Below are 25,159 nucleotides of genomic sequence, written 5' to 3'. Positions count from 1 at the left end.
CATGAACTGGATCACCAATTACGTCCGTCCCCGGATCAACTCGATCTTCTCGCGCCGCGAGACACCGGACAACCTGTGGACCAAGTGCGATGAATGCGGCACGATGCTGTTTCACCGCGAGGTGGCGGAGAACCTCAATGTCTGCACCAACTGCGGGCACCACATGCAGATCAGTCCGCGCGCGCGCTTCACCGCGCTGTTCGACGGGGGCATCTTTACCGAGGTCGCGGTGCCCAAACCGCCCGCCGACCCGCTGCATTTCCGCGATCAGAAGAAATACCCCGACCGGCTGAAGGCCGCGCAGAAGGAAACCGGCGAGGCCGAGGCGATGCTGGTCGCGCAGGGCGAGATCGGGCGCACGCCCATCGTGGCCGCGGCCCAGGACTTCAGCTTCATGGCCGGATCGATGGGGATGTACGTCGGCAACGCGATCATCGCCGCCGCCGAGGAGGCGGTAAAGTTGAAGCGGCCCCTGATCCTGTTCTCCGCCGCAGGGGGCGCGCGGATGCAGGAGGGTATTCTGAGCCTGATGCAGATGCCGCGCACGACCGTGGCGGTGCAGATGCTCAAAGAGGCGGGGCTGCCCTATATCGTGGTGCTGACGCATCCGACGACCGGGGGGGTCACGGCCAGCTACGCGATGCTGGGGGATGTGCATATCGCCGAGCCTAACGCGCTGATCTGCTTTGCCGGCCCCCGCGTGATCGAACAGACCATTCGCGAGAAGCTGCCCGACGGGTTCCAGCGCGCCGAATACCTGCTGGATCACGGGATGCTGGACCGCGTGACCCCGCGCACCGAGATGCGGGACGAGCTGATCACCATCACCCGGATGCTGCTGGGCCTGCCGCCCGCCGTGCGCGGTGACCTGCCGCCGCCGGAGGAAGGGGGCGAGCTGAACCACGCGTTGAGCGAGGACAAAGGGACCCCGGCGGATAAGCCCAAGAAATGAGCGCCGCGATACCGGCCCTGATCGGTGCGGGCCTTGGTGGCGTAATCTTTACAGTCTTATGGCTGAGCGGGATGAGCCGCGAGCGATCTGCGGGCGCGGTCATCCTTGTGGCGATTGCCGCCTTCTATCCCGTATTTGCCTTCGAGAACGGTGCGTGGGGGGACAGGATTTTTCACCTGTTCTTCTTCGCGCTGTTTCTTTGTCTTGCGCTTTGGGGATACCGCCGGTCGGCCCGTGCCGTTGCGCTGGGCATCGCGGGCCACGGGGTGTTTGACCTTGCGATCCTGCCGCTTTCGGCACCTACCCCTGACTGGTGGCCGACCTTCTGTGCGGGGCTCGATATCGTGCTTGGACTGGCGCTATTTCTATTGTGGAGAAAGGAGCGGCCCCTATGACAGCCCGGAATTCAGACGTCATCCTTGAGCGGATGATGGCGCTGCACCCCAAGGTGATCGACCTGACGCTGGACCGGATGTTCCGGATACTGGCGGCCTTGGGCAATCCGCAGGACAACCTGCCGACGATCGTGCATGTAGCCGGGACCAACGGCAAGGGATCGACCCAGGCAATGATCCGCGCGGGGCTGGAGGCGGCGGGCAAGACCGTGCATGCCTATACCTCGCCGCATCTGGCGCGCTTTCACGAGCGGATCAGGCTGGCGGGCGAGCTGATCGCCGAGGACGTACTGACGGCGGTATTGGATGAGTGCTATGCCGCGAACGGCGGCGAGAGCATCACCTATTTCGAGATCACCACGGCGGCGGCGCTGCTGGCGTTCTCAAGGGTACCTGCGGATTACACCCTGCTCGAGGTGGGGCTGGGCGGCAGGCTCGATGCGACGAACGTGACGGACAAGGTGGCGCTGTCCGTAGTCACGCCGGTCTCTCTCGACCATCAGCAGTTCCTGGGCGAGACCCTGCCAGAGATCGCGGGCGAGAAGGCGGGCATCATCAAGCGCGGGGTGCCCTGCGTGGTCGGCCCGCAGGAGGATGCGGCGCTGGAGGTGATCGAACGGGTCGCCGAGCGGCAGGGGGCGCCGCTGATGGTCTACGGTCAGCACTGGCATGTAGGTGTCGAGGCGGGGCGGATGGTGTTTCAGGACGAGCGCGGATTGCTTGATTTGCCGCTGCCGAATCTGCCGGGGCCGCACCAGGTGATGAACGCAGGGGCCGCGCTGGCGGCGCTGCGGCACTTCGGAATGGACGAGGCGGCCTGCGAGGCGGCGGTCACGCGCGCCTATTGGCCCGCGCGCATGCAACGGCTGCGCGAGGGGCCGCTGGTCGAGGCGGCGGGGCGTGCGGAGCTGTGGCTCGACGGTGGGCACAATCCGGCGGCGGGCGAGGCGCTGGCGGCTTATTTCGCGGGGGCGGGCGGGCGACCCCTGCACCTGATTTGCGGGATGCTGAATACCAAGGATGTGAAAGGCTACATGCGGCCGCTGGCACCGCATGTGGCCAGCCTGCATGCGGTGTCGATCCCCGGAGAAAAGGCTACGCTGACAGCGGCAGAGACTGCGGAGGCCGCGCGGGCGGCTGGCATCGACGCCGTGGAGGCGGAAAGCGTGGCGGCGGCGCTGGAGGATATCGTGGCCCGGCACCCCGATGCGCGGGTGCTGATCTGTGGCTCGCTGTATCTTGCGGGTGCCATTTTGCGACAGAACGGATAAATCGCGCAGGTCCCGTCCGATTTTACCCAAAATTAGTGTAATCTTCCCACAGTCCGGGTGCGGCTGGTCCGCAAGATAACCGGACAGAATTGAGGAAGAGGACGATGAAGCAGCAGGAATTCAGCACCCGGAATGCCCTTGGCGACAGCCGTGGCCTGTCTCAGGCGATCTTTGTCCTGATTGGTCTTGGCATCATCGCCGCAGGGCTCTGGTCGCTTTACATGGGGGATGCGCCCTATCACCCGGATGACCAGGTGTCGCGCGGGAACATCACGCTGGCGGCAGACTAGGCTTCCGCAGGACCGTCGCCCCAGCCGTCCGCCTGCATCTCGCGCAGGCGCGAGGCCGTGCGTTCGAATTCGAAAGTCCCCTCGCCCTCGATATAGAGCATTTCCGGCTGGGCGGCCGCTGAACAGATCAGCCGCACGCGCGCCTCGTAAAGCGCGTCGATCAGGGTCACAAAACGGCGCGCCTCGTTGAAGTTCGACCGGCTGAGCGTCGGGATATCGTCGATCAGCAATACCCGCACCGCCTCGGCCAGCGCGAGGTAGTCGGCGGCCCCCAGCGGCCTGCCGCAGAGTTCGTGAAAGCGCGCGCGGGCCATGCCGTTGTGATAGCGCGGGATTTCCACGTCGCGCCCCTTGACCCGCAGCACCAGCGGCGCGCCGGGACCACCTGCGAGATCGGCCCAGACCGCGTCCATCGCGGCGCGGCTTTCGGCGTTGACGGGGGTGAAATAGACCTGCGTGCCCGACAGCCTGTCCTGCCGGTAGTCGCGCGGGCTGACCAGTTCGTGCACGACCATGCGGTCCTTGATCAGCTGGATGAAGGGCAAGAAGAGGTTGCGGTTGAGCCCGTCCTTGTAAAGGTCGTCCGGCACCCGGTTCGATGTGGTGACGACCACCACACCGGCGGCAAAGAGTTTTTCGAACAGCCGCCCGACGATCATCGCGTCGGTGATGTCGGTGATCTGCATCTCGTCGAAGGCCAGAAGGCGGACGGATTTCGCCACATCGGCGGCAACGGGGCTGATCGCATCGTCCACGCCGGTCTTGCGGGCCTCGTGCATGGCGTTGTGGATTTCCTGCATGAAGGCATGAAAATGCACGCGCCGCGCGGGGATGTCGCCCAGCGTTTCGACGAACATGTCCATCAGCATCGACTTGCCGCGCCCAACGCCACCCCAGAGGTAGAGCCCCTTGGGCGGTTCGGGCGCCTTGCGGAAGAGGCCTTTCTTGACCGGCTTTTGCAGCGCCTCGCGGATGCGGTCGAATTCGTGCAGCGCGGCCTCCTGCGCGGGGTCGGGATGCAGGTGGCCCTCGGCGATCCGGGCGTCATATGTGGCACGCAGAACCATGGGGTCAGCCATAGAGGGTTTTCCGGCGGATGGGAATTTGAAACCGGAGTGATGGGGCAAGTCTTTGGGTCACTTAAGAATATTTGACGCAGGCCATCAGAAAGCTTGATTTGACGCTGGTGGCAAAGCCGATAGTCTGCGCCGACGCCTTTTAGGATCGCGCCATGACCGCACGTGCCCCCCTGTTTACTCCCGTCCTGATCGTCAGCTGCGCGATCATCCTCGTCAGCGTTGCCGTGCGCGCGTCCTTTGGCGTGTTCCAGATCCCGATTGCAGAGGAATTCGGCTGGCTGCGGGCGGAGTTTTCGCTGGCCATCGCGATCCAGAACCTCGCCTGGGGGATCGGGCAGCCGATCTTTGGCGCGCTGGCGGAAAAGATCGGCGACCGACGGGCCATCGTGATCGGGTCGGTGATCTATGCGCTGGGGCTGCTCTTGTCGGCCAATTCGCTGACGCCGCTTGAGCATCAGGCCTATGCCTGGCTGGTCGGTTTCGGGATCGCCGGGACGGGGTTCGGCGTGATCCTGGCCGTGGTGGGGCGCGCCTCCTCGGACGAGCATCGCTCGATGAGCCTTGCCATCGCCACGGCGGCGGGCAGCGCCGGTCAGGTGTTCGGCGCGCCGGTGGCCGAATGGCTTCTGGGCTTCATGTCCTGGCAAATGGTTTTCGTGGTCTTCGCCGGGGCGATCCTGCTGATGCTGCTGACCTTGCCGATGATGCGCGCACCCGCGCTGGCCAGCCGCGCGGAGCTGGAAGAAAGCCTTGGCGAAATCCTCGGCAAGGCGTTCCGCGATCCCTCCTACACGATGATCTTTCTGGGGTTCTTTTCCTGTGGCTACCAGTTGGGGTTCATCACAGCGCATTTCCCCGCCTTCGTGACCGAGCTGTGCGGTCCGATCCTCGCCGGCGGCGTGTTGCACAACATCGGCATCACCACGACAAGCGCGCTGGGGGCGGTGGCGATTTCGCTCATCGGGCTTGCGAATATCGCGGGCACGCTGACGGCGGGCTGGGCGGGCAAGCGGTTTTCCAAGAAATACCTGCTGGCGGGCATCTACACCGGCCGTACGGTCGCGGCGGCGCTGTTCATCATGTTCCCGATCACGCCGGTCACCGTCATCGTCTTTTCGGTTGTCATGGGGGCGCTGTGGCTGGCGACCGTGCCGCTGACCTCGGGGCTTGTCGCGCATATCTACGGGCTGCGTTACATGGGGACGCTTTATGGGATCGTCTTTTTCTCGCACCAGCTGGGCAGTTTCCTGGGTGTGTGGCTGGGGGGGCGGATGTACGACGCCTATGGCGATTACACCGCGGTCTGGTGGATAGGCGTCGCGGTCGGCGCCTTTAGCGCCATCGTGCATCTGCCGATCCGGGAGCGGCGGCTGGAAGGGCTGGTCACGGCCTGAGCGGGAGGTGATGGGCTAACCCGAAAATCCGCTTTTCCGCCTCATCACGGAAAAGAGAGCTCTAGCCGCGCGCGTCCTCGAGGATCATGTCGCTGGCCTTTTCCCCAATCATGATCGCGGGCGCGTTGGTGTTGCCCGAGACGATCTCGGGCATGATCGAACAATCGGCCACCCTCAGCCCCGCGATGCCGTGTACGCGCAAGCGCGCGTCAACCACCGCGTCTTTGCCGTCGCCCATCTTGCAGGTACCGGTGGGGTGATAAATCGAGGCGGTGTTGTTGCGTGCCCAGTCGAGCGTCGCCTCGTAGTCGTTCATGTCGAGGCTGGGGTTCGGGCGGAATTCCTCGGATATCTTCGAGGTCAACGGCGCGTGGCGGGCGATACGGCGGGCGATGTTCACGCCTTCGACGATGGTGTCGCAATCGGTCTTGGTCGACAGGTAGTTCGGAATGATTGCCGGGTAGTCACGGGGTACGGCGCTTTTCAGCCTGATCTCGCCCCGGCTTTCGGGGCGCAGCTGGCAGACCGACATGGTAAAGGCCGAGAACTTGTCGGCCCCCTTGCCGGGGTTCTCGGCTGACAGCGGCTGGACGTGGAACTGGATGTCGGGGGTTTCGAGGTCTTCGCAAGTTTTCATGAAACCGGTGGCAAGGCTCGCCGCCATGGTCATGGGGCCTGCGCGGAACAAAAGGTATTTGAGCCCGATGCGCGCCTGCCCCATCAGGGTCGAGACCTCGTCGTTGAGCGTGGGTTCGTTGCACTTGTAGACAAGCCGCGCCTGCAGGTGGTCCTGCATGTTCTTGCCCACGCCGGGCAGGTCGCGCAGCACCTCGATCCCGTGTTCGGACAGTTGCTCCGCCTCGCCGATCCCCGAAAGCATCAACAGTTGCGGCGAGTTGATCGACCCGCCTGACAGGACGATTTCGCGGTTGGCCCTGATCGTCTGGATCTGACCGCCCCGGTCGGCATAGCTGACGCCGGTGGCGCGGTTGTTCTCGATGATGATCCTGTCGACCTGCGCATGGGTGATGATCCGCAGGTTGGGGCGCTTGCGGGCCGGGTTGAGATAGGCCACGGCGGATGAACAGCGCCGCGCGTTCTTGGCGGTCAGCTGGAAGAACCCCACGCCTTCCTGATCGGCACCGTTGTAGTCGGGGTTGAACTTGTAGCCCGCTGCCTGTGCCGCCGCGACCCATGCGTCGGTGATCGGGCGCTGGATGCGCATGTTGGAAACCGACAGCGGCCCCTTGTCGCCGTGGAATTCGTCCGCGCCGCGTTCGTTGTTCTCGGCCCGTTTGAAAAGCGGCAGCACGTCGTCCCAGCCCCAGCCGACATTGCCCATCTGACGCCAGCGGTCGTAATCCTGCGACTGGCCGCGCACGTAGAGCAGGCCGTTGAGAGAAGATGAGCCGCCCAGCACCTTGCCGCGCGGCCATTCGATGGAACGCCCGTTCAGCCCCGGATCGGGTTCCGTCTTGTAGCACCAGTCGACGGATGGATTGTGGATCGTCTTGAAGTAGCCGACGGGGATATGAATCCAGGGGTTCAGGTCTCGCCCCCCGGCTTCGAGAAGGACCACCTTGTTCTTCGGGTCGGCGCTCAGCCGGTTGGCCAGGACACATCCGGCCGAACCGGCCCCGATCACAATAAAATCCGCGTCCATGTCAAAATCCTCCTCACCACTGAAGAAAATTCTATACAGATGCCCGATTCCGCGCTAGTCTTTTTTGAAACTACAAGTCTCATTAATTGAAAATTGTGCTTCAACGGGAGGAACCAACATGAAGGTACAAGACAAACTGAAGGGCATTTCACGCCGGGACCTGTTTCGCCTTGCGGGTCAGTACGGCATGTCGTCGACGCTTCTTGCGGCGGGCAGCTTCGGGGGGGCGATGAGCCTTGCCAACCTCGCACAGGCGGCAGAATCGACCTACGAGAAGCGTTTCGCCAAAGAGCCGAAATTCACCTTCAAGTTCGGAGCGGCAGGCTTCAACCAGCGTAACCTATTGATTGAGCGGGCAGGTTGCCTTGAGTTCGCCCGCGATCTGGAAAGCCGGACCGACGGTGAAATCCGTGTCGAATTCATCGGCGACAACCAGATCTGCGGCCAGACCTCCTGCGTGGAAAAGACCCAGCAGGGCATCGTGGAAATCTACGCAGCCTCCACCCAGAACTCCGCCGGCGGCGCGCCATATCTCAACGTGCTGGACTATGCCTACATGTTCCCGTCCCGCGCGGCGCAGTACTACTTCCTCTACCATCCCGATTCGCAGAAGCTGCTGCGCGAGCCTTATGAAAAGCGCCACGGCCTGAAGTTCCTCTTCTCTCATGCCGAACTGCGCGGCATCCAGCTGGGCCTCGCCTGGCAGGATCGTGACACCGTGACCTCCATCGAACAGCTCTTCGGCACCAAGAACCGGGTGACGGGCACGCAGCTTGGCCGGATCGCCATGCAGGCGCTGAACCTGAACCCGGTGCCCGTGGCCTGGGAAGAAACGCTCGACGGTCTCAAGCAGGGCCTGATCGACGGGGCCGAGACCTGGGCATCCGCCGTGGCCTATGCCAACATGTCGCCGGTCGTCTCGCAGTCCGTCGACCTGCGCTTCTTCTGCGGCACCGAGCATACCGCGATGTCCGCTTCCGCCTTCGACTCGCTGGGTGGCGAGCTGCAGGATGCGGTGATGGAATCTGCCTACCTCGCGCAGGTCCATGTACAGGCGGCAAACGAGGCGGCGCTGGTCAACACCGTCGGGGCCTCCAACCCGCAGGGTCCGAACACGATCTTCGCCCAGAACAACGTCCGCGTGGCGAGCCTGTCGGCGGAAGAGATCAAGAAGGCCGAGGAAATGTGCTCGCCCGAGTTCCAGCCCCAGCTCTGGGAAGAGTGGCGCGAGCGTCTCAACGCCTGGTCCGGCGGTCTCGACACCTACCAGGAGATCTACAACATCGCGCGCGAAATCCCGGTCGATACCCTCGCCGAGAACGTCGAGCCGCGCCGGTGGTGGAAAGCCTGATCCCAATCGGATTACTCTAAGACCAAGGTCGGCCTGTTGCGGGCCGACCTTTACACAGCCGGTCGTCGGGAGGGCGGCCGATCATGTCATGGGAGGGGACCGTCATGTCTGTCATGGCTGACGTTGGCACCATCATCACGTCAACGCTGACTGGTGATATCACTTTTTCGACCGTTCAGGCCTATCGCTCGCCCGCCGCGTGGTGGGTGTTCACGCCCGTTACCTTGCTGGGGGGTCTGCTGGTCTACTGGATATACAAGAAGGTGCCATTTCTCGACCGCCACCTCGAGCGGACGATCGTGGTTTATACCTACATCGTCATCGCACTGATCATCTTCACCGGCGTGATACAGCGCTTCGGTCCGAATTTCTCGTGGTTCCCGGAGGCCTGGGCGGGACAGCCTGCCTGGTCCACGACGATCCCGCCGCTGCTCTTCATGGTCATGGCCTGGTATGGCTGCGCCTTCAACGTGCGCCTCAGGACGCACCTCAGCTTCAATGAATTCCGTTCGAACATGGGTCCCTCTGGCCAGATCATGTTGCTGGTGATGGACGCGATCCTCTGGATGGGCTTTTGCATCATCGTCGTGACGACCACGGCACGCGTCACGGTGAACTCTTTCGACAACTTCCAGATCGTGCTGGGCACCGACAACCTCATGCAATGGAAATTCCTGATCACCGTGCCCATCGCCTTCCTGTTGATGGCCGGACGCGTCTGGGAAAACCTCTTTGAAGACCTCAAGAAATACCGCGCGGGCGAGCCGCTGATCGAGCAGGCAGTGATCGGAGGGGATGTGTGATGACTGACGGAACCTGGATTACGCTGATCTCTCTGGGGGTCACCTTTCTGTTCATGATGGGCGTGCCCGTGCTCTTGGTGATCTTCTACTGGGTGGTGGGCTGCTCCTTCGTGATGGGCCTCACACTCGACAACACCGGGGCCGAGCTGATGAACGTCTTCAACAAGGGCTTTGCCCTGTTGGCCATGCCGCTTTTCATCCTGACCGGCGACCTCATCAACAAGTCGGGCATCGCGCGGCGCCTTTCGAATTTCGCCTATGCCTGTCTTGGCTGGCTGCGCGGCGGGCTTGCCATGGCCTCCATTGGGGCCTGCGGTCTGTTCGCCGCGATCTCGGGCTCGAACTCGGCCACGACGGCAACCATCGGCTCCATGCTGCATCCCGAGATGGTCAAGGGCAACTACGACGAACGCTTTTCGGCGGCGACCGCCGCGGCGGGCGGCACGGTCGGGATCATCATTCCGCCGTCGATCATCTTCATCGTCTACGGCTTTCTGATGAACCTGCCGATCTCGGACCTGTTCATCGCGGGGATCGTTCCGGGAACCCTGATGGTGCTGGCGATGATGGTCGCGTGTTTCATCGTCTGCTACATCAACAAATGGGGCTTCCTGATCACACTCTCGCCCTGGCGCGTGTTCAAGACCGCCGTGGGCGCCTGGCTTGGCTTCTTTGCCATCGGCCTCGTGCTCTGGGGTATCTACACGGGCAAGTTCTCCCCGACCGAGGCGGCGGGCGTGACGGTTGGCTTCTGTATCCTCGTGGGCCTGATCTCGTACCCGCTGAACAAGCTGATGCACAACAAGCCCGAAACACCCGTCGAGGAAAGCTCGCTCGTCTCGATGGTCGTGGTGGAAGGGTTCAAATTCCAGGAAATCCCGTCGATCGTCGTCCGTTCGGCGCAGATCACAGGGATCCTGGCGCCGCTGATCGCCGTGTCTGTCGTCATGCAGCAGATCCTCTCGTTGCTGGGGGCGCAGCAGGTGATCGGCGGTTTCGTCACGGGGATGGGCGGATACTACCCTGTGCTCTTTACCGCGATGGCGATCGTTTTCGTCTCGGGCATGATTCTGGAATCACTTCCCGTCACAATTATCCTCGCGCCGATCCTCGCACCCATCGCGCATTCCGTCGGTGTCGACCCGATCCAATTCGCGGTGATCTTCCTCGTCGGGGCGTCAATCGGATTTATCACGCCACCCTATGGCCTTAACCTTTACGTGGCCTCGGGTGTGACGGGCGTGCCCTATTTCCGACTGCTCAGATATGCGACGGTTTACCTTGTATCGCTGGTCATAGTCTGGTTCTGTGTCGCGATCTTCCCGTCTTTGTCCAAGACGCTGCTTCCCGGTGGGTATTTATTCGAGCTCTTGTCAGGGTTGGGTGGATCGTCATAAGACACGCCAAAGATGAAAAGCCCGACAGGATAAGGTGGCCATGCCCGACGCGAGCAGCTCAGACAAAGCGATCCCGACGAACCTGAGATTGCTGCTGCTGCTCGAAGAGGTTGCCAGCGTGGGCGTGCCCGTCACGCCCACCGCCGCGAACGAGGTCCTGGGCCTGCCCAAGCCCACCGTGCACCGTCTGTTTCACCGGCTGGAGGAGGAAGGGTTCCTTCAGCGCGACATTGACGGGCGGTCCTACGCCGCCGGGTTGCGGCTGCGCAAACTGGCGGCAAACGTGCTGTCCTCGTCAAGGCTGCGCGCGGTGCGCCTCGCCGTGCTGAACGCCCTGACCGAGGACGTGGGAGAGACCTGCAACCTCGCCACGCCGGAACGCGACGGGATGATCTATATCGACCGGGTGGAAACCAAGTGGCCGCTGCGGATCCAGCTGCCGGTCGGGACAACCGTGCCGTTCCATTGCACGGCCAGCGGCAAGATGTATCTGTCCTCGCTGCCACCCCGGCACCTGTCGAAATACCTCGCCAGCGCGGTCCTTGATGCGCATACCTCAAAGACGCTGACCGATCCCGATACCATCGTGGCCGAGATCGAGTCCGTCCGCGAGAACGATTATTCGACCGACAACGAGGAATTCATGGAAGGGATGGTGGCGATCGCCGTGCCGATCCGTGACGATCTGGGGCGGCTGATGTCGACGCTGTCCGTTCACGCGCCGACGCAGCGGATCAGCCTTGAGGAGTTGAAGGGTCATCTGGAACGGCTCCGCACGGCGGCGGCTGACCTAGCCGAGATGATGCTGCGCTGAGCCGCGCTGCCAGCCGTCTTCGAACTCAATCCCCGACACGCCCGCCAGCCGCTTGATCCGCTCTAGCTCGGCCTCGAAAGCCGCCTGCCGCGCCTTGCCCCAGCGGATGTTCCCCTCGGACCAGAGCCCGCGGACGCGAAGTACATCCTCATCGCGGAAGGCCTTCATATCGACGCGACCGACCAGCCGGTCACCCTGCAGGATGGGAAAGACGTAGTAGCCAAAGGTCCGCTGTGCTTCGGGGACGAAAACTTCGATCCGGTAGTTGAACCCGAAAAGCCGCTCCGCCCGCTTGCGGTCTCGCAAGGCAGGGTCGAAGGGGCTGAGGATGCGCAAGCGGTTCGTGGGCTCAATGCCAAGCGCGGGATCGTCGGCAAGCCCGGGCCGCGCATAGGCCAGCTTGACGCTCCCATCCGCGCAGGTGATCTGCACCTGCTCCAGCCGTCCGGCGTCACATTCCGCCTCGCACCACGCCTTCGCCTCTGCGGGCGTGACATGCGCCCAGAACGCCGCCAGTTCCCCGTGCGTGCCAAAGCTCAGTCGCGCCAGCGCCTCATCGCAGCACCAGTTGATCACTTCGGCCGTATGCAGCGTATTGGACGGATCGCACAAATGCTCCTCCAGCACCCGCTCCGTCAGGTCATAGCGCTTCTGGAACCCTTCGCGCCCTACCACGCACAGCGCCCCGCTGCGCCAGAGATACTCCAGCGCGGTCTTGGACGGATGCCAGTCCCACCAGCCGCCCGACCCGCGCGCCTCGTCCTTGCCCACATCCGATGAACAGACCGGCCCGTGTTCCCTGATCTGGTCAAGCACCGTCTGGAACTGCTTCTCGAACCCCTCGCGGCGGTCCTTGCTCCAACGCGATTTCAACCGCTCCGCGTCGCGCCGACGGCGCAATTCCCATTGCGGATAGAACCGCATGGGGATTACGGCAGCATCGTGGGTCCAGTGCTCGAAAAGCTTGCGGTCCTTTTCGTAAAGCTTCTTCAGCGCCTCCGGCCTGTAGCGCGGGCGGCGCGAAAAGAGGATCAGGTCATGCGCCCGCGCAACCGTGTTGATGCTGTCGAGCTGCACAAAGCCGAGGCTTTCGATCATCTCCAAAAGATCATCGCCCGAGGCCGCCCCCTGAGGGGTCTCCGACAAACGGTGACGGTCCAGAAAGACGCGCCGCGCCTCGGCGTTCGTCAGCGTCAGCACGTCAGCGGCGACGGCGGCGCAGAGTGTCCCCGTAGGTCAGCGTCGGGGTCAGCGTCACCTGTTCGGGCACGTCGGGGTCGGGATCGTCGGAGGTCCGGTTCAGGATGATCCGCGCCGCCGCCTGCCCGATCTCGGCGCGGCAGGCGTCCATCGTGGCCAGTTGCCGGGGCAGCCCCTCCAGCAATTCGACACCGTTGAACCCGGCAAGCCCGATCTGGCCGGGGATGTCGATCCCCTGATCCAGCAGGTACAGCAACCCGCCCGCACCAATCATGTCGTTGGAATAATACAGAAAATCCAGATCCGGCGAGCGTTCCAGCATCTCCTGTGTCATCTCCCGCCCCTTGGCGAGCGCCGAGCCACCGGAATAGAAGGCGCGGTCCTCGATCTCGATCCCCGCCTTGGCAAGCCCCTCTGTAAACCCCTCGAACCGCTTCCGCGCCCGGTGGTCGAGCGGCATCTTGGTCCCCATGAACCCGATGTGCTCATACCCTTCCTTGAGGATCGCCGCCGCCATCTCGCGCCCCGCGCGGCGATGGGAAATACCGACCATCGCATCCACGGGTTTGCCGTCCGTGTCCATGATCTCCACCACGGGAATGCCTGCGTTTGACAGCATCGCCCGCGTTGCATCCGAATGCTCAAGCCCCGCGATGATCACCCCCGAGGGCCGCCAGGACAGCATCTCGTAAAGCACGCGCTCTTCCTTTTCCGGCATGTAATCGGTGACACCCACGACAGGCTGCAAGGGCGTGTCCTCCAGCACCTGGTTCACCCCGTTCAGCACCTCAGGGAACACCATGTTCGACAGCGACGGGATGATCACCGCCACAAGGTTCACCCGCTGCGAGGCGAGCGACCCTGCGATCTGGTTCGGCACATAGCCAAGCTCTTTCGCGGCGGCGAGCACCTTGTTCCGCGTCGCCTCCGAGACATCGCCCCTGTTGCGCAGCACCCGGCTGACGGTCATTTCGGAAACGCCGCAGGCGTCGGAGACATCCCGCAGGGTCAGCGGGCGTTTGGCAGGAGTGGTCAATCGGGGGCACCTTTCTGTTACGTCTAACAGTTAGCGCGAACATGGCGCCCCAATCAAGCGCCGCGGAAAATCGAGATCAGACGATGACAAGCTGGCCACGCTTGGGTAAACCGGGGCGCGTGGTCCCGTGGCTCAACTGGATAGAGCAGCCCCCTCCTAAGGGGCAGGTTGCAGGTTCGAATCCTGCCGGGATCACCACTGTAGCCGGCTATATCCCCAGCGTCGCCTCGACCGCCCGCTTCCACGCGGCATAGCGCCTGTCGCGCGTCTCGGCATCCATGTCCGGTGTGAACGTCCTATCCACCGCCCAACTGTCGGCAAAGCCCTGCATGTCCGGATAAATCCCCGCCCGTTGCCCCGCCAGCCATGCCGCCCCCATGGCGGTTGTCTCCAGCACTTCGGGGCGATCGACAGGGGCGTCGATGATGTCGGACAGGAACTGCATCGCCCAGTCGCTGGCGCTCATCCCCCCATCCACGCGCAGGGTGGCCGAGGCACCGTGGCCCTGCCAGTCGGCGCGCATGGCTTCCAGCAGGTCACGGGTCTGGAAGCCCACGCTTTCCAGGGCCGCACGGGCGAATTCGGCCGGGCCGGAACTGCGCGTCAGGCCAAAGACAGCCCCCCGACAGTCGGCGTTCCAGTAGGGTGCCCCGAGGCCCGTGAAGGCGGGAACGATGATGACGTCCTGCTGCGGGTCGGCCTTGTCGGCAAGTGCGGCAGTGTCGGCGGCGTTCTGGATGATCCCCAGCGCATCGCGCAACCATTGGACCACGGCCCCGGCGACAAAGATCGAACCTTCAAGGGCATAGGTGGGCTTGCCGTCCATCTGGTAGGCGATGGTGGTGAGCAAGCGGTTCTGAGACGCAACAGGGGTATCACCGGTGTTCAGCAATGCAAAACATCCGGTCCCGTATGTTGATTTCAGCATCCCCGGCTCGAAACAGGCCTGACCGATGGTGGCCGCCTGCTGGTCGCCCGCCACGCCAAGGATCGGCAGCGCGGCACCGAGGTGCTCTTCAGCCGTGGTGCCGAAGTCTGCGGCGCAGTCCTTTACCTCCGGCAGCATCTCCATCGGAATATCGAAAAGGCCGCAGATGGTGCTGCTCCAGCGCCCTTCGTGAATATCGTAAAGGAGGGTGCGTGCGGCATTGGTAGCATCGGTCACATGGGCAGCACCGTTGGTCAGCTTCCAGATCAGGAAACTGTCCACCGTGCCGAACAGCAACTCTCCCCTTGCCGCCCGCTCCCGCGCGTCCTCATGCTGGTCGAGGATCCATTTCAGCTTGGTGCCCGAGAAATAGGGATCGGCCAGAAGCCCTGTCTTGGCGGTGATCATCTTGTCGTGCCCCGCCTCGCGCAGCTCGCGACAGTACGCTGCCGTGCGGCGATCCTGCCAGACAATCGCGCGGTGGATCGCCTCCCCGGTCGTGGCGTCCCAGACAACGGTTGTCTCGCGCTGGTTGGTGATACCGATCGCGGCGATATCGGCGGGTGTCAGCCCGGCCTTCACGATGGCCTCGCGGCAGGTCTCGACGGTGGTGCGCCAGAGGTCCTCGGCATCGTGCTCGACCCAGCCGCTCTGGGGGAAATGCTGGGTGAATTCCTGCTGTGCTGTGGCCGTCACCCTGAGGTCGGCATCGAAGATCAGCGCTCGCGACGAGGTCGTTCCCTGGTCGATGGCGAGGATATGTGTCATGGCAGCCCCTTCATTGCGGGCCGCGATGGTGTGCGGCAAGGGGGCGGCTGTCAAGCGGTGCGCTGCATCCAATCGTCCAGGGCTCGCGCCTCATCCGCGCTCAAGCGCAGACCCATCTTGGACCGCCGCCAGAGAACGTCTTCGGCGGTGCGCGCGTATTCGCGCGCCATCAGCCAGCGCACCTCGGCCTCCGTGAGGTTGAAACCGAAATTCCTGCCCATGTCTTCAGTGGTCTTCGCCTCGCCCAGGATGTCGCGGCTTTCCGTGCCATAGGCACGGACGAGGCGTTTCGCCCAGCGAGCGTCGAGGAAAGGATAGTCCCGTTGCAGACGGGCGATCAGGCTGTCGACATCACCCACGCCGAAATCTCCGCCGGGGAGCGGCACTCCGGCTGTCCAATGCCCCTTCATTCCCTGAAAGAAGGGCGCGACCTTGTCCATCGTGTCCTCGGCCAGCTTGCGGTAGGTGGTGATCTTGCCGCCGAAGATATTCAGGATCGGCGCCCCGCCCGTGGCGTCTACCTTGAGCGTGTAGTCCCGCGTGGCCGCCGCGGCAGAGCTTGCCCCGTCATCGTAAAGCGGACGCACGCCAGAGTAGGTCCAGACGACGTCCTGTGCCGTCAACTTCTCCTTGAAATATCCGTTGGCGAAATCCAGCAGATACTGCTGCTCCTCGGGCGTGCAGTCAGGTTTGAGGTTCGGATCGGGGTGGTCCGCATCGGTGGTGCCGATCAGGGTAAAATCGGTCTCGTAGGGAATGGCAAAGATGATCCGCCCGTCGGTGCCCTGAAAGAAATAGCACTTGTCGTGATCGAAAAGGCGGCGGGTCACGATATGGCTGCCGCGCACAAGCCGCACGCCCTCGGATGAATTGACGCGCACCTTGCCGTGGATGATGTCGCCAACCCACGGACCGCCCGCGTTGATCAGCATCCGGGCGCGGTGGATTTCCGTGTCGCCTAGGGGACCTTCCGTCGTCACCTCCCAGATGTCGCCAGCGCGGGCGGCAGAGAGAACCTTGGTCCGCGTCATGATATGCGCGCCGCGTTCCTCTGCATCGCGGGCATTCAAAACGACAAGCCGCGAATCCTCGACCCAGCAGTCGGAATACTCAAAGGCCTTCTTGTACTTGTCCTGAAGCGGCGCGCCCTCGGGTGTCCCCTTAAGAGATATCGTCTTGGCTCCCGGCAGGATCTCGCGCCCGCCGAGGTTGTCGTAAAGAAACAGCCCCAGCCGGATCAGCCAAGCGGGCCGCTTGCCGCGCGTCCAGGGCATGAAGATATTGAGCAGTTTCGACGTGGGCGTCCCACCCTCAAATCGCATGTCCTTGTGGTAGGGCAGCACGAAGCGCATGGGCCAGGAGATATGCGGCATGGCCTTGAGCAGCGTCTCGCGCTCCTCCAGCGCGTGGCGCACGAGGTTGATCTCGAAATACTCAAGATACCGCAACCCACCGTGGAACAGCTTGGTAGAGGCAGAAGAGGTGGCAGACGCCAGATCGTTCATTTCCGCCAGGGCCACGGACATGCCCCGCCCTGCCGCATCACGGGCGATACCGCAGCCGTTGATGCCGCCGCCGATGATAAAGAGGTCGTAGGTTTTGTCCGACGTTTCCGCCACGGGTCCACCTCTGAGACAGTGTTATGGCGCACATAGCGCAGGTGACACGAGGGGGCAAATAAGAGCGTGATGAGAGATCAGGGCACACAGTCGGTTTTGGGAAGCCGACGCAGAAGGTCCGCGAACAGACCTTCGGCGTCCATGGGCTGGCGGGACGGGCCGATTTGACCTGGGTCAATGGAGAATAGCTCTCTGGTGTAGTGTCCAATCAAGGAATTTCCGACGCGGGTAACAGACACCAGGTATCGCCATAGGATATGCATTTCAGTCTTCCTAAAGCATTGGGGTATTTGATCGGCGGGCTCTGGACCGGCTGGGGTGGACGCGGGCGCATAGAAGCGACGCAACTCCGGCACCTGCGCCGGCTCGTCGACAAAGCGCGTCGCGACTCGCCGCTGTTTCGCAGGCTCTACGCCGAATTGCCACCGTCAGATAGGATCGAACTCCGCGACCTGCCGGTGACACGCAAACCCCAGCTCATGGCGGAATTCGACGACTGGCTGACCATCCGTTCCCTTCCCCTCGAAAGGGCCCGCGAACATCTCCGGGACATGCATAAGGTTGGCGTCCCGATCGAGGATGTCGCCGTCTTTCAGACCTCCGGGACATCGGGCGAACCGGCTGTCATCGTCTTGTCCGAATCCTTTGTGGAATATGCCTATGGCATCATGCTGGCACGGTTCGAACGATACCACCGGAAACTCGTGCGGGATCTCCGCAAGCTGGGTGACAGGGTAACGATCACCGGCGGCAACGGTCACTTCGCCGGAAACGGGTTCAACAAACTGGTACAGCGCCTGAACCCGCGGCTTGCCAAGGGTTTTGGAGTGACCTTTGTCGAAGCGGAACAGCCGATTGGTCAGCTCGTTGAAAGACTGAATGCGATTGGAAAGATCGCCTGGGTCGTGACTTACCCCAGCATGCTGGCCATCCTCGTCCGGGAAAAGGAGGCCGGCCGGCTGCGGATCGAACCTGCGCTGATTACCACCGGAGGCGAGACGCTCACCGACGACCTGCGCGAGCGGGTCCGGCGCGCGTTTCCGTCGCTGAAATACGGCATTGCCGATCCCTATGGCTGCACCGAGTGCCTGGCGCTTTCCTTCGAGTGCAGCCACAGCCGAAAGCATGTGAACGAAGACTGGGTGATCCTAGAAGCGGTCAACGAGGCGATGCAGCCCGTTCCAGATGGGACGTTGTCGGCGACCGTTCTGCTGACGGTGCTTGCCAATGAGGTTCAGCCTGTCATCCGCTATGATCTGGGCGACTGTGTCCGGTTCGACAAGGACCCCTGCCCCTGCGGCTCGCCGTTTCGCAGCTTTCAGGTGGAGGGACGCCAGGCGACCCTCGTTCGCGTGGGCGGGGTAACCCTGTCGCCACTGGTCTTCGATCTTGAACACGACCAGGCAGAGCGCGTCCAACTGGTCCAGACCGGCGCTTTCGACTTCAAACTGCGGATACAACTCGCCAAAGGCGCCGCGGCAGAACCTGTTTTTCAGGACGTCATTGCAGCGGTGATGCGGGTCTTTCGCGACAACGGTCTGGACGATGTCACAGTCAGGGCGAGCGATGCACCTCCTGAATTCACTGCGAGCGGCAAATTCCACGAAGTTGTCCCGCTACGAAGCACCGCCCCGCGAGGATGACCCAACCCGGTGCCCGCCATCTGATTTCAGGGCGAGCAGGCCTGTGTCTCTCACCTCCGTACTACAGGATAGCTTTCCCCTGCTCGAAGCCAACATCCATCTCCGACCGGTTCGGGAATGACCACCACCTGCTCTTGATCAACGACCCTAGCGTAAACTTCCGCCTATGGCGCAGGGTGACGCCGCCATATCCTCGGTCACGCAGGCGGAAGCAGCACCAGTTTCCCGATATGTCGCTTCGTCTGGAAGTCCCGCTGCGCATCGGCGATCCGGTCCAGCGGGTAGGTCCCGGCCAGAAGGGGTCTTATCTCTCCCCTCTCGATATAGGCCACAAGGTTCCGAAAGACCGGTTCGTCCCAGGCCGTGCAGCCGATAAGCGTGATGTCCTTGAGGTACATGTCCCGCATGTCCAACGCCACCATGGGCCCCGCAATCGCACCCGAGGATGCATAACGCCCGCCCCGCCGCAGCAGCTTCAGCATTGTCGGAAACCCCGCGCCCGCCACGTTGTCGATCACGACGTCCACGCTTTCCGCCCCCAGCGCCTCCAGCAGATCATCCTCACGCGTGAGCACCCGGTCCGCCCCGATGCCGGCCACCGCGTCCCGCTTTTCGGCGCTCGTGATCGCGATCACCTCCGCCCCCCGCCGCTTGACCAGCTGAACAAGCGCTGACCCGACACCGCCCGAAGCCCCCGGCACCAGCACCCGCATGCCCGCGCCAACACCAGCGCGATGCACCATGTTCTCCGCCGTTCCATAGGCACAGGGGATCGTCGCGAGTTCCGCATCGGTCCAGTCGCAGTCCACCGGGAAAACCTCGGCCTCCGGCACCTTCACGAACTGCGCAAAGGCGCCGTCGAAATCCGACCCCATCCAGATGTTTTCCATCCGCTCGAACCCATGCTGGCGCATACAGGCGCGCACCAGCACCCGCCGCTCAAGCAGCAACGCATCACCACCCACGCCAACCTCGACGACCTCACCGCAGCAATCTGTGCCCTGAATGAACGGAAAGGGCGTCGCCGCGTTCCAGCCCCCGTCGGGCCGCTCTTCTTCGCTGCCGGTTACATCCGTACCTTCCGTGACGGACGCCGAATACCAGCCCAGCCGCGTGTTGATCTCGGTGTTGTTCACCCCCGCCGCCAGCACCTTCAGCAGCACCTCGCCGGGGCCCGGCACGGGCATCGGTACGCGCTTGAAGACCAGCTTGTCGTAACTTCCGGTCCCGGTCGTCACGACCGCCAGCATCTCGCCCTGCATTGATCTCCCTCTCTCCATGACACGCTCAGGAAAGACCCTAATCCCGGGACAACGCTGTGTCTCCCCGCATTCCCCACTGGCAGCGCCAGCCCGCGCCCTATAGTAATCGGGTGCGCAAGAAGGGGAGCACACTCATGTCCGGCACATTCGGCAAAGGCCACCACCTGCACCTGATCGACGGCTCCGCATTCATCTTTCGCGCCTTCCACGCCCTGCCACCGCTGACGCGCAAATCCGACGGCCTGCCCATCGGGGCGGTCTCGGGCTTTTGCAACATGATCTTCAAGATGGTCGAGGACAATCGCGGCCCCGACGCCCCCACCCATGTCGCCGTGATATTCGACAAGGGCAGCCACACCTTCCGCAACGACATGTACGACCAGTACAAGGCCAACCGGGACGAGATGCCCGAGGACCTGCGCCCGCAGATCCCCTTGACCCGCCGCGCCACCGAAGCCTTCAACATCGCCTGCAAGGAGAAAGAGGGCTACGAGGCCGACGACATCATTGCCACCCTCGCCCGCCAGGCCCGCGAGGCCGGGGGCCGCTGCACGATTATCTCGTCGGACAAGGACCTGATGCAACTCGTCGGCGGCGGCGTCGAAATGCTCGACGTGATGAAAAACACCCGCATCGACCGCGAGGGCGTGCACGAGAAATTCGGCGTCTACCCCGAACACGTCGTCGACGTGCAGGCGCTGGCGGGCGACAGCGTCGACAACGTCCCCGGCGCGCCGGGCATCGGAATCAAGACAGCAGCGCTGCTGATCAACGAATACGGCGACCTCGAAACCCTGCTGGAGCGCGCCGAAGAGATCAAACAACCCAAACGCCGCGAGACCCTGATCGAACACGCCGACCAGATCCGCCTCTCCCGCAAGCTCGTGCTGCTCGACGACCACACCCCCCTCGACTTCACCCTCGACGATCTGGAGGTGAAGGAACCCGAGGCCGAGACCCTGCTCGCCTTCCTCGCCGAGATGGAATTCCGCACCCTCACCAAGCGCGTGGCCGAAAAGTTCGGCACCGAAATGCCCGAGATCGAGGACACACCGACCCTCCCCGACGCGCCCACGCCCGACGACATCCCCTTCGACCACGACAAATACGAACAGGTGGGCGATACGGCGGCCCTGCAAAAGTGGATCGACGCCATCTACGAAAAGGGCTACGTCGCCGTCGACACGGAAACCACCGGCCTCAACGAGATGACCGCCGACCTCGTCGGCATTTCGCTTGCCACCGAACCGGGCCACGCCTGCTACATCCCCCTGATCCACAAAGCCTCCGCAGGCGACGACCTCTTCGGCTCCGACGATCTCGCCGAGGGTCAGATGCCGCTCGATGAGGCGCTCGACATGCTCAAACCGATGCTCGAGGACCCGTCGATCCTCAAGATCGGCCAGAACATGAAATACGACGCCAAGATCTTCGCCCAGATCGGCATCACCGTCGCCCCCATCGACGACACGATGCTGATCTCCTACGCCCAGCACGCAGGCCTGCACGGTCACGGCATGGACACCCTCTCTGAACGTTACCTCAACCACACCCCCATCCCCATCAAACCCCTCCTCGGCTCTGGCAAGTCAGCCATCACCTTCGACAAGGTCCCGCTCGACAAGGCCACCCCCTACGCCGCCGAGGACGCCGACATCACCCTGCGCCTCTGGCAACTCCTCAAGCCGCAGCTGCACATGGCACAGGTCACCAAGGTCTACGAAACCCTCGAACGCCCGATGGTCCCGGTCCTTGCGCAAATGGAACGCTCCGGCATCAAGGTCGACCGCGATACGCTCTCCCGCATGTCCAACGCCTTCGCGCAGAAAATGGCCGGGCTCGAGGATGAAATCTACGAACTCGCAGGCGAGAAATTCGCCGTCGGCTCTCCGAAGCAGATCGGCGAAATCCTCTTCGACAAGCTCGACCTCACCCTCCCCGACGGCAAGAAACCGTCGAAAGGCAAGTCCGGCGCCTGGTCCACCGGCGCCGACATCCTCGAAGACCTCGCGACCCAGCACGACCTGCCTCGCCGCATCCTCGACTGGCGGCAGCTCGACAAGCTGAAATCCACCTACACCGACGCGCTGCAGAACCACATCAACCCCGATACGGGCCGCGTCCACACGTCCTACAGTATCGCGGGCGCCTCCACCGGCCGCCTCGCCTCTACCGACCCGAACCTGCAGAACATCCCCATCCGCACCGAGGAAGGCCGCCGCATCCGCGAGGCCTTCGTGGCCGAGCCGGGCAAAACCCTCGTCGCCCTCGACTACAGCCAAATCGAACTGCGGATCCTCGCCCATATCGCCGACATTCCCGCCCTCAAGGACGCCTTCGCCCGCGGCGACGACATCCACGCCATGACCGCGTCCGAGATGTTCGATGTGCCGATGGACGAAATGACCCCCGAAATCCGCCGCCGCGCCAAGGCGATCAACTTTGGCGTGATCTACGGCATCTCCGGCTTCGGCCTCGCCCGCAACCTGCGCATCGAACGCGCCGAGGCACAGGGCTTCATCGACCGCTACTTCGAGCGCTTCCCCGGCATCCGCGCCTACACGGACGACACCAAGGATTTCGCAAAAGAGCACGGCTACGTGCAAACCCTCTTCGGCCGCAAGATCCACACGCCGGAAATCGGCGCCAAGGGCCCCCGCGCAGGCTTCGCCGCCCGTGCGGCCATCAACGCCCCCATCCAGGGCACCGCCGCCGACGTCATCCGCCGCGCCATGATCCGCATGCCCGAAGCGATCGCAGGCCAGCCCGCAGCGATGCTGCTGCAGGTCCACGACGAACTCCTGTTCGAGGTCGAGGAAGGCCACGAGGAGAAACTCATCGAGACCGCCCGCGAGGTCATGGAAAACGCCAACGACCCGGTGGTGAAACTCGACGTGAAGCTGACGGTGGACGCAGGCCAGGGCAAGAACTGGGCCGAAGCGCACTAGGCAAAGGCTTCCGGGGCTGGGCGAACCCCCCCGCTTCATCTTTCCTCTACAACTCAAACCCAACGCTGCCCTCATGCGCAGCGCTCGCATGGACACGCACCACCCAAGGCCAAAGCCAAGGGTGGACGACACGCCCACCTTACCCCGCATCCCGCAAGGTGGACGCACCGTCCACCCCTACTGTATCCTCAGACATCCGTAAGGCGGGGTTCACCCCGCCACGCGCAGGAGGAACCCGCGATGATCCACACCTGGGACGCCCTCAAGACCCTCGCCCTCTCCCTCGATCTGCCGAACGTCGAGACCGCCGTCAGTTGGGGCAACGAGAACCTCAAGGCCCACGGCAAGATGTGGACATGGTGGAGCCCCTACGTCGATGCCGCGATCTTCAAGGGCTCCATCGAGGAGCGCGAGATGCTGATGGAGGCCGACCCCGACACCTTCATCCTCCATCCTCACTACGCCAAGCATGGTCTGCTCCTCGTCGCCGCAGGCCGCATCGACGAAGGCTGGGCCGAAGCGCGCCTGCGCCAGACATGGCGCGACATGGCCCCCAAACGCTTCCTCAAGGAATGGGACGCCCGACATGGCGGAACTTGAAGTCGAGGTGAAATCCCGCGCCAAGCTGCGCGACTGGCTTGCCGCCAACCACGCCACCTCCGGCTCGGTCTGGCTCGTGGTCTACAAGAAACACACGCCGCACTACCTTCCCTGGGGCGACGCGGTCAGCGAACTGCTGTGCTGGGGCTGGGTCGACTCGGTGACCCGCAGGGTCGACGATGACCGTTCCAGCTACCGCATCGCCCCGCGCAATCCGCGGTCGGCGTGGTCGGCGGTGAACAAGGCCAAGGTCGCCGAGGCCCGTGCGCAGGGGCTCATGCAGCCCTCGGGCGAGGCGGTGATCGCCAAGGCGCAGACCAATGGCATGTGGGAATTTCTTGACGACGTGGAGGCCGGTACCCTTCCCGACGACCTCGCGCAGGCGCTGGACGAAAGCGGCGCCAGGGGCGGGTGGGAGGCCTATCCCCGCTCGGTCACGCGCGGCACATTGGAATGGATCAAGACGGCCAAGAGCCCCGCCACGCGGTCCAGGCGCATTGACGACGTGGTCAAACACGCCGGTCGCGGGGAACGCCCTTCGCCCTTTCAGAGGGGCTGAACCCCGCCTCCACGAAATTTTCAGAAAATTGAACCGGTTTACCCGGCATTAACGCACCAGACCGCGCGCTCGGTTAACACCCTACGCGCAACACCCCTCCTGCAGCCTCGCGGTGTACAGGGGGTGTACAGCAAGTGCACACAAGTCACCCCCGATTCGCCAGGAAAACATGGCTGTTAATCTCTCCCTCCCTCAGTCCGGCCGCGTCAGCCGCGCCACCAGCCGCCGGGTGATCGGCGCGACAATCAGAACCGCCGGAAAGGCCACCGCCCAACTCGGCAGCCATGCCGCGATCCAGAGGCCGAAGAACCCCTCGATAATGCCCACCGCCCGCAGGGTCGCGATGCCAGAGACCATGAACGACATCAGCCCCGACAGGATCAGGCCAAACAGGATCGGGGCAAAGCGGGCGGGGATCATGAGCGTTTCATCCAGTCCAGGGTCGTGTCGGTATCGCCGCCGGGATGATATTCACCGCTGATCCAGCCGGCGTAGCCCGATTTCTCTACCGCGTTGAAAAGCGATTGAAAATCCACCTCTCCCGTCCCCGGCGCGCCCCGCTCGGGCGTGTCGCCGATCTGGATATGGCGTATCAGAGGTGCGTACCGCTCAAAGACCGCGACCGCATCCCCGTGGATCATCTGCGCGTGAAAACTATCGTATTGCAGCGCCACATTCGGCGCGTCTACCGCCAAGATCACCTCTTCGGCCAGCGCGTAGTCGCACATGAAGTACCCCCGGGAAAGTCACTCGGTTCAGAGGCTCCAGGTTCAGGGTAATCCCCTCCGGCGCGCGTTCCGCCGCCCAGGCGAGGTTGTCGATAAAGGTCTGTTTTGCAACACTTCCTTCCCCCTCTCCCGCCATCACGTGGATGAAGGACACCCCCAGCGCCTCGGCGTAGCGATAGACCCGGACGATGTCCCGGCGAAACCGCTCGACCAGTGAAGGATCGGCCGCCATACCCCTCGCGCCACCGGTGTAGTTGGGCGGTGGGGCGTTCAGGAGGATCATCTCCAGACCGTTGGCGGTCAGCGCGCGCTGCGTCTCCTTGGCGGCCAGGTCATAGGGAAAGAGGATTTCGACCGCTTCGAAGCCCGCGTCAGCAGCAGCGGCGAAGCGATCAAGATAGGGAAGTTCGGACCAGAGAAACGTCAGGTTCGCGGCAAATTTCAGCAACATTCAAATAT

General features: G+C 63.3%; 21 protein-coding genes, 1 tRNA gene and 1 pseudogene. 14 read left to right on the top strand and 9 right to left on the bottom strand.

The window, feature by feature from the left end:
• The first annotated feature begins 1 nt into the window (after position 1).
• The 4 genes from accD to AB2B41_RS00865 all read left to right on the top strand — a co-directional run bounded on the left by accD (position 2) and on the right by AB2B41_RS00865 (position 2,908).
• A complete protein-coding gene (accD, locus tag AB2B41_RS00880) occupies positions 2 to 952 on the top strand; it encodes an acetyl-CoA carboxylase, carboxyltransferase subunit beta (protein WP_367875840.1) in 951 nt (316 codons plus the stop codon).
• Positions 949 to 1,347: a hypothetical protein gene (locus AB2B41_RS00875; RefSeq protein ID WP_367875839.1), complete on the top strand. Its 399-nt coding sequence runs from the start codon at positions 949 to 951 to the stop codon at positions 1,345 to 1,347. Before accD ends, AB2B41_RS00875 begins: the two co-directional genes overlap by 4 nt.
• Positions 1,344 to 2,618 carry a bifunctional folylpolyglutamate synthase/dihydrofolate synthase gene (locus AB2B41_RS00870; RefSeq protein ID WP_367875838.1) on the top strand — a complete coding sequence of 425 codons (1,275 nt, stop codon included), beginning with the start codon at positions 1,344 to 1,346 and terminating at the stop codon, positions 2,616 to 2,618. Before AB2B41_RS00875 ends, AB2B41_RS00870 begins: the two co-directional genes overlap by 4 nt.
• A gap of 104 nt (positions 2,619 to 2,722) precedes the next feature.
• Positions 2,723 to 2,908 carry a hypothetical protein gene (locus AB2B41_RS00865; RefSeq protein ID WP_367875837.1) on the top strand — a complete coding sequence of 62 codons (186 nt, stop codon included), beginning with the start codon at positions 2,723 to 2,725 and terminating at the stop codon, positions 2,906 to 2,908.
• Here the strand turns inward: AB2B41_RS00865 and zapE are convergent.
• The gene (gene zapE, locus AB2B41_RS00860) at positions 2,905 to 3,987 is read right to left on the bottom strand and encodes a cell division protein ZapE (protein ID WP_367875836.1); all 1,083 of its coding nucleotides are present in this window, start codon (positions 3,985 to 3,987) and stop codon (positions 2,905 to 2,907) included. The two genes, AB2B41_RS00865 and zapE, sit on opposite strands and share 4 nt — an antisense overlap.
• 152 nt (positions 3,988 to 4,139) lie before the next feature.
• Here zapE and AB2B41_RS00855 point away from each other — a divergent pair, with 152 nt between their 5' ends.
• The gene (locus AB2B41_RS00855; RefSeq protein ID WP_367875835.1) at positions 4,140 to 5,381 is read left to right on the top strand and encodes an MFS transporter; all 1,242 of its coding nucleotides are present in this window, start codon (positions 4,140 to 4,142) and stop codon (positions 5,379 to 5,381) included.
• Between the two features lie 61 nt (positions 5,382 to 5,442).
• On the opposite strand, the gene AB2B41_RS00850 is transcribed toward AB2B41_RS00855, so the two are convergent.
• Positions 5,443 to 7,044, bottom strand: coding sequence for a GMC family oxidoreductase (locus AB2B41_RS00850; protein ID WP_367875834.1), 1,602 nt, complete (start codon positions 7,042 to 7,044; stop codon positions 5,443 to 5,445).
• A gap of 118 nt (positions 7,045 to 7,162) precedes the next feature.
• Here AB2B41_RS00850 and AB2B41_RS00845 point away from each other — a divergent pair, with 118 nt between their 5' ends.
• The 4 genes from AB2B41_RS00845 (at position 7,163) to AB2B41_RS00830 (ending at position 11,409) form a co-directional block, all read left to right on the top strand.
• Complete coding sequence (locus tag AB2B41_RS00845) at positions 7,163 to 8,395, top strand: TRAP transporter substrate-binding protein (protein WP_367875833.1); 1,233 nt, start codon at positions 7,163 to 7,165, stop codon at positions 8,393 to 8,395.
• 104 nt (positions 8,396 to 8,499) lie between these two features.
• A complete protein-coding gene (locus AB2B41_RS00840; RefSeq protein WP_367875832.1) occupies positions 8,500 to 9,198 on the top strand; it encodes a TRAP transporter small permease in 699 nt (232 codons plus the stop codon).
• On the top strand, positions 9,198 to 10,595 hold the full coding sequence (locus AB2B41_RS00835) for a TRAP transporter large permease (protein ID WP_367875831.1): 1,398 nt from the start codon (positions 9,198 to 9,200) through the stop codon (positions 10,593 to 10,595). Before AB2B41_RS00840 ends, AB2B41_RS00835 begins: the two co-directional genes overlap by 1 nt.
• 40 nt (positions 10,596 to 10,635) lie before the next feature.
• Positions 10,636 to 11,409: an IclR family transcriptional regulator gene (locus AB2B41_RS00830; RefSeq protein ID WP_367875830.1), complete on the top strand. Its 774-nt coding sequence runs from the start codon at positions 10,636 to 10,638 to the stop codon at positions 11,407 to 11,409.
• On the opposite strand, the gene AB2B41_RS00825 is transcribed toward AB2B41_RS00830, so the two are convergent.
• A complete protein-coding gene (locus AB2B41_RS00825) occupies positions 11,386 to 12,609 on the bottom strand; it encodes a winged helix-turn-helix domain-containing protein (RefSeq protein ID WP_367875829.1) in 1,224 nt (407 codons plus the stop codon). The two genes, AB2B41_RS00830 and AB2B41_RS00825, sit on opposite strands and share 24 nt — an antisense overlap.
• Before the next feature lies 1 nt (position 12,610).
• The gene (locus tag AB2B41_RS00820) at positions 12,611 to 13,645 is read right to left on the bottom strand and encodes a LacI family DNA-binding transcriptional regulator (RefSeq protein ID WP_367875828.1); all 1,035 of its coding nucleotides are present in this window, start codon (positions 13,643 to 13,645) and stop codon (positions 12,611 to 12,613) included.
• A gap of 121 nt (positions 13,646 to 13,766) precedes the next feature.
• Between AB2B41_RS00820 and AB2B41_RS00815 the strand changes: the two genes are divergently transcribed.
• Positions 13,767 to 13,843 (top strand) — tRNA-Arg (locus AB2B41_RS00815).
• A 10-nt stretch (positions 13,844 to 13,853) separates the two neighbouring features.
• Here the strand turns inward: AB2B41_RS00815 and glpK are convergent.
• Both glpK and glpD read right to left on the bottom strand, forming a co-directional pair.
• Complete coding sequence (gene glpK, locus AB2B41_RS00810) at positions 13,854 to 15,341, bottom strand: glycerol kinase GlpK (RefSeq protein ID WP_367875827.1); 1,488 nt, start codon at positions 15,339 to 15,341, stop codon at positions 13,854 to 13,856.
• Between the two features lie 50 nt (positions 15,342 to 15,391).
• On the bottom strand, positions 15,392 to 16,960 hold the full coding sequence (gene glpD, locus AB2B41_RS00805; RefSeq protein ID WP_367875826.1) for a glycerol-3-phosphate dehydrogenase: 1,569 nt from the start codon (positions 16,958 to 16,960) through the stop codon (positions 15,392 to 15,394).
• A gap of 257 nt (positions 16,961 to 17,217) precedes the next feature.
• On the opposite strand from glpD, the gene AB2B41_RS00800 reads away from it, so the two are divergent.
• Positions 17,218 to 18,603 carry a phenylacetate--CoA ligase family protein gene (locus AB2B41_RS00800; RefSeq protein WP_367875825.1) on the top strand — a complete coding sequence of 462 codons (1,386 nt, stop codon included), beginning with the start codon at positions 17,218 to 17,220 and terminating at the stop codon, positions 18,601 to 18,603.
• A 197-nt stretch (positions 18,604 to 18,800) separates the two neighbouring features.
• Here AB2B41_RS00800 and AB2B41_RS00795 read toward each other — a convergent pair whose 3' ends face one another.
• On the bottom strand, positions 18,801 to 19,865 hold the full coding sequence (locus AB2B41_RS00795) for an alcohol dehydrogenase family protein (protein ID WP_367875824.1): 1,065 nt from the start codon (positions 19,863 to 19,865) through the stop codon (positions 18,801 to 18,803).
• A gap of 134 nt (positions 19,866 to 19,999) precedes the next feature.
• Here AB2B41_RS00795 and polA point away from each other — a divergent pair, with 134 nt between their 5' ends.
• From polA to AB2B41_RS00780, 3 genes are all read left to right on the top strand, one after another.
• Complete coding sequence (polA, locus tag AB2B41_RS00790; protein ID WP_367875823.1) at positions 20,000 to 22,813, top strand: DNA polymerase I; 2,814 nt, start codon at positions 20,000 to 20,002, stop codon at positions 22,811 to 22,813.
• Positions 22,814 to 23,053: 240 nt separating this feature from the next.
• A complete protein-coding gene (locus tag AB2B41_RS00785; RefSeq protein ID WP_367875822.1) occupies positions 23,054 to 23,413 on the top strand; it encodes an MmcQ/YjbR family DNA-binding protein in 360 nt (119 codons plus the stop codon).
• Positions 23,400 to 23,972, top strand: a complete 573-nt coding sequence (locus AB2B41_RS00780) for a YdeI/OmpD-associated family protein (protein WP_367875821.1) — start codon at positions 23,400 to 23,402, stop codon at positions 23,970 to 23,972. Before AB2B41_RS00785 ends, AB2B41_RS00780 begins: the two co-directional genes overlap by 14 nt.
• A 192-nt stretch (positions 23,973 to 24,164) precedes the next feature.
• On the opposite strand, the gene AB2B41_RS00775 is transcribed toward AB2B41_RS00780, so the two are convergent.
• The gene (locus tag AB2B41_RS00775; protein WP_367875820.1) at positions 24,165 to 24,392 is read right to left on the bottom strand and encodes a DUF2798 domain-containing protein; all 228 of its coding nucleotides are present in this window, start codon (positions 24,390 to 24,392) and stop codon (positions 24,165 to 24,167) included.
• Positions 24,389 to 25,148, bottom strand: a pseudogene (locus tag AB2B41_RS00770) (hydroxypyruvate isomerase family protein). Before AB2B41_RS00770 ends, AB2B41_RS00775 begins: the two are co-directional and overlap by 4 nt.
• Positions 25,149 to 25,159 lie beyond the last annotated feature (11 nt).

The sequence above is a fragment of the Sulfitobacter sediminis genome (assembly GCF_040811725.1).
GTDB classification, from domain to species: Bacteria; Pseudomonadota; Alphaproteobacteria; order Rhodobacterales; family Rhodobacteraceae; genus Sulfitobacter; species Sulfitobacter sediminis.
This window is presented reverse-complemented; position numbering and strand designations above follow the sequence as displayed.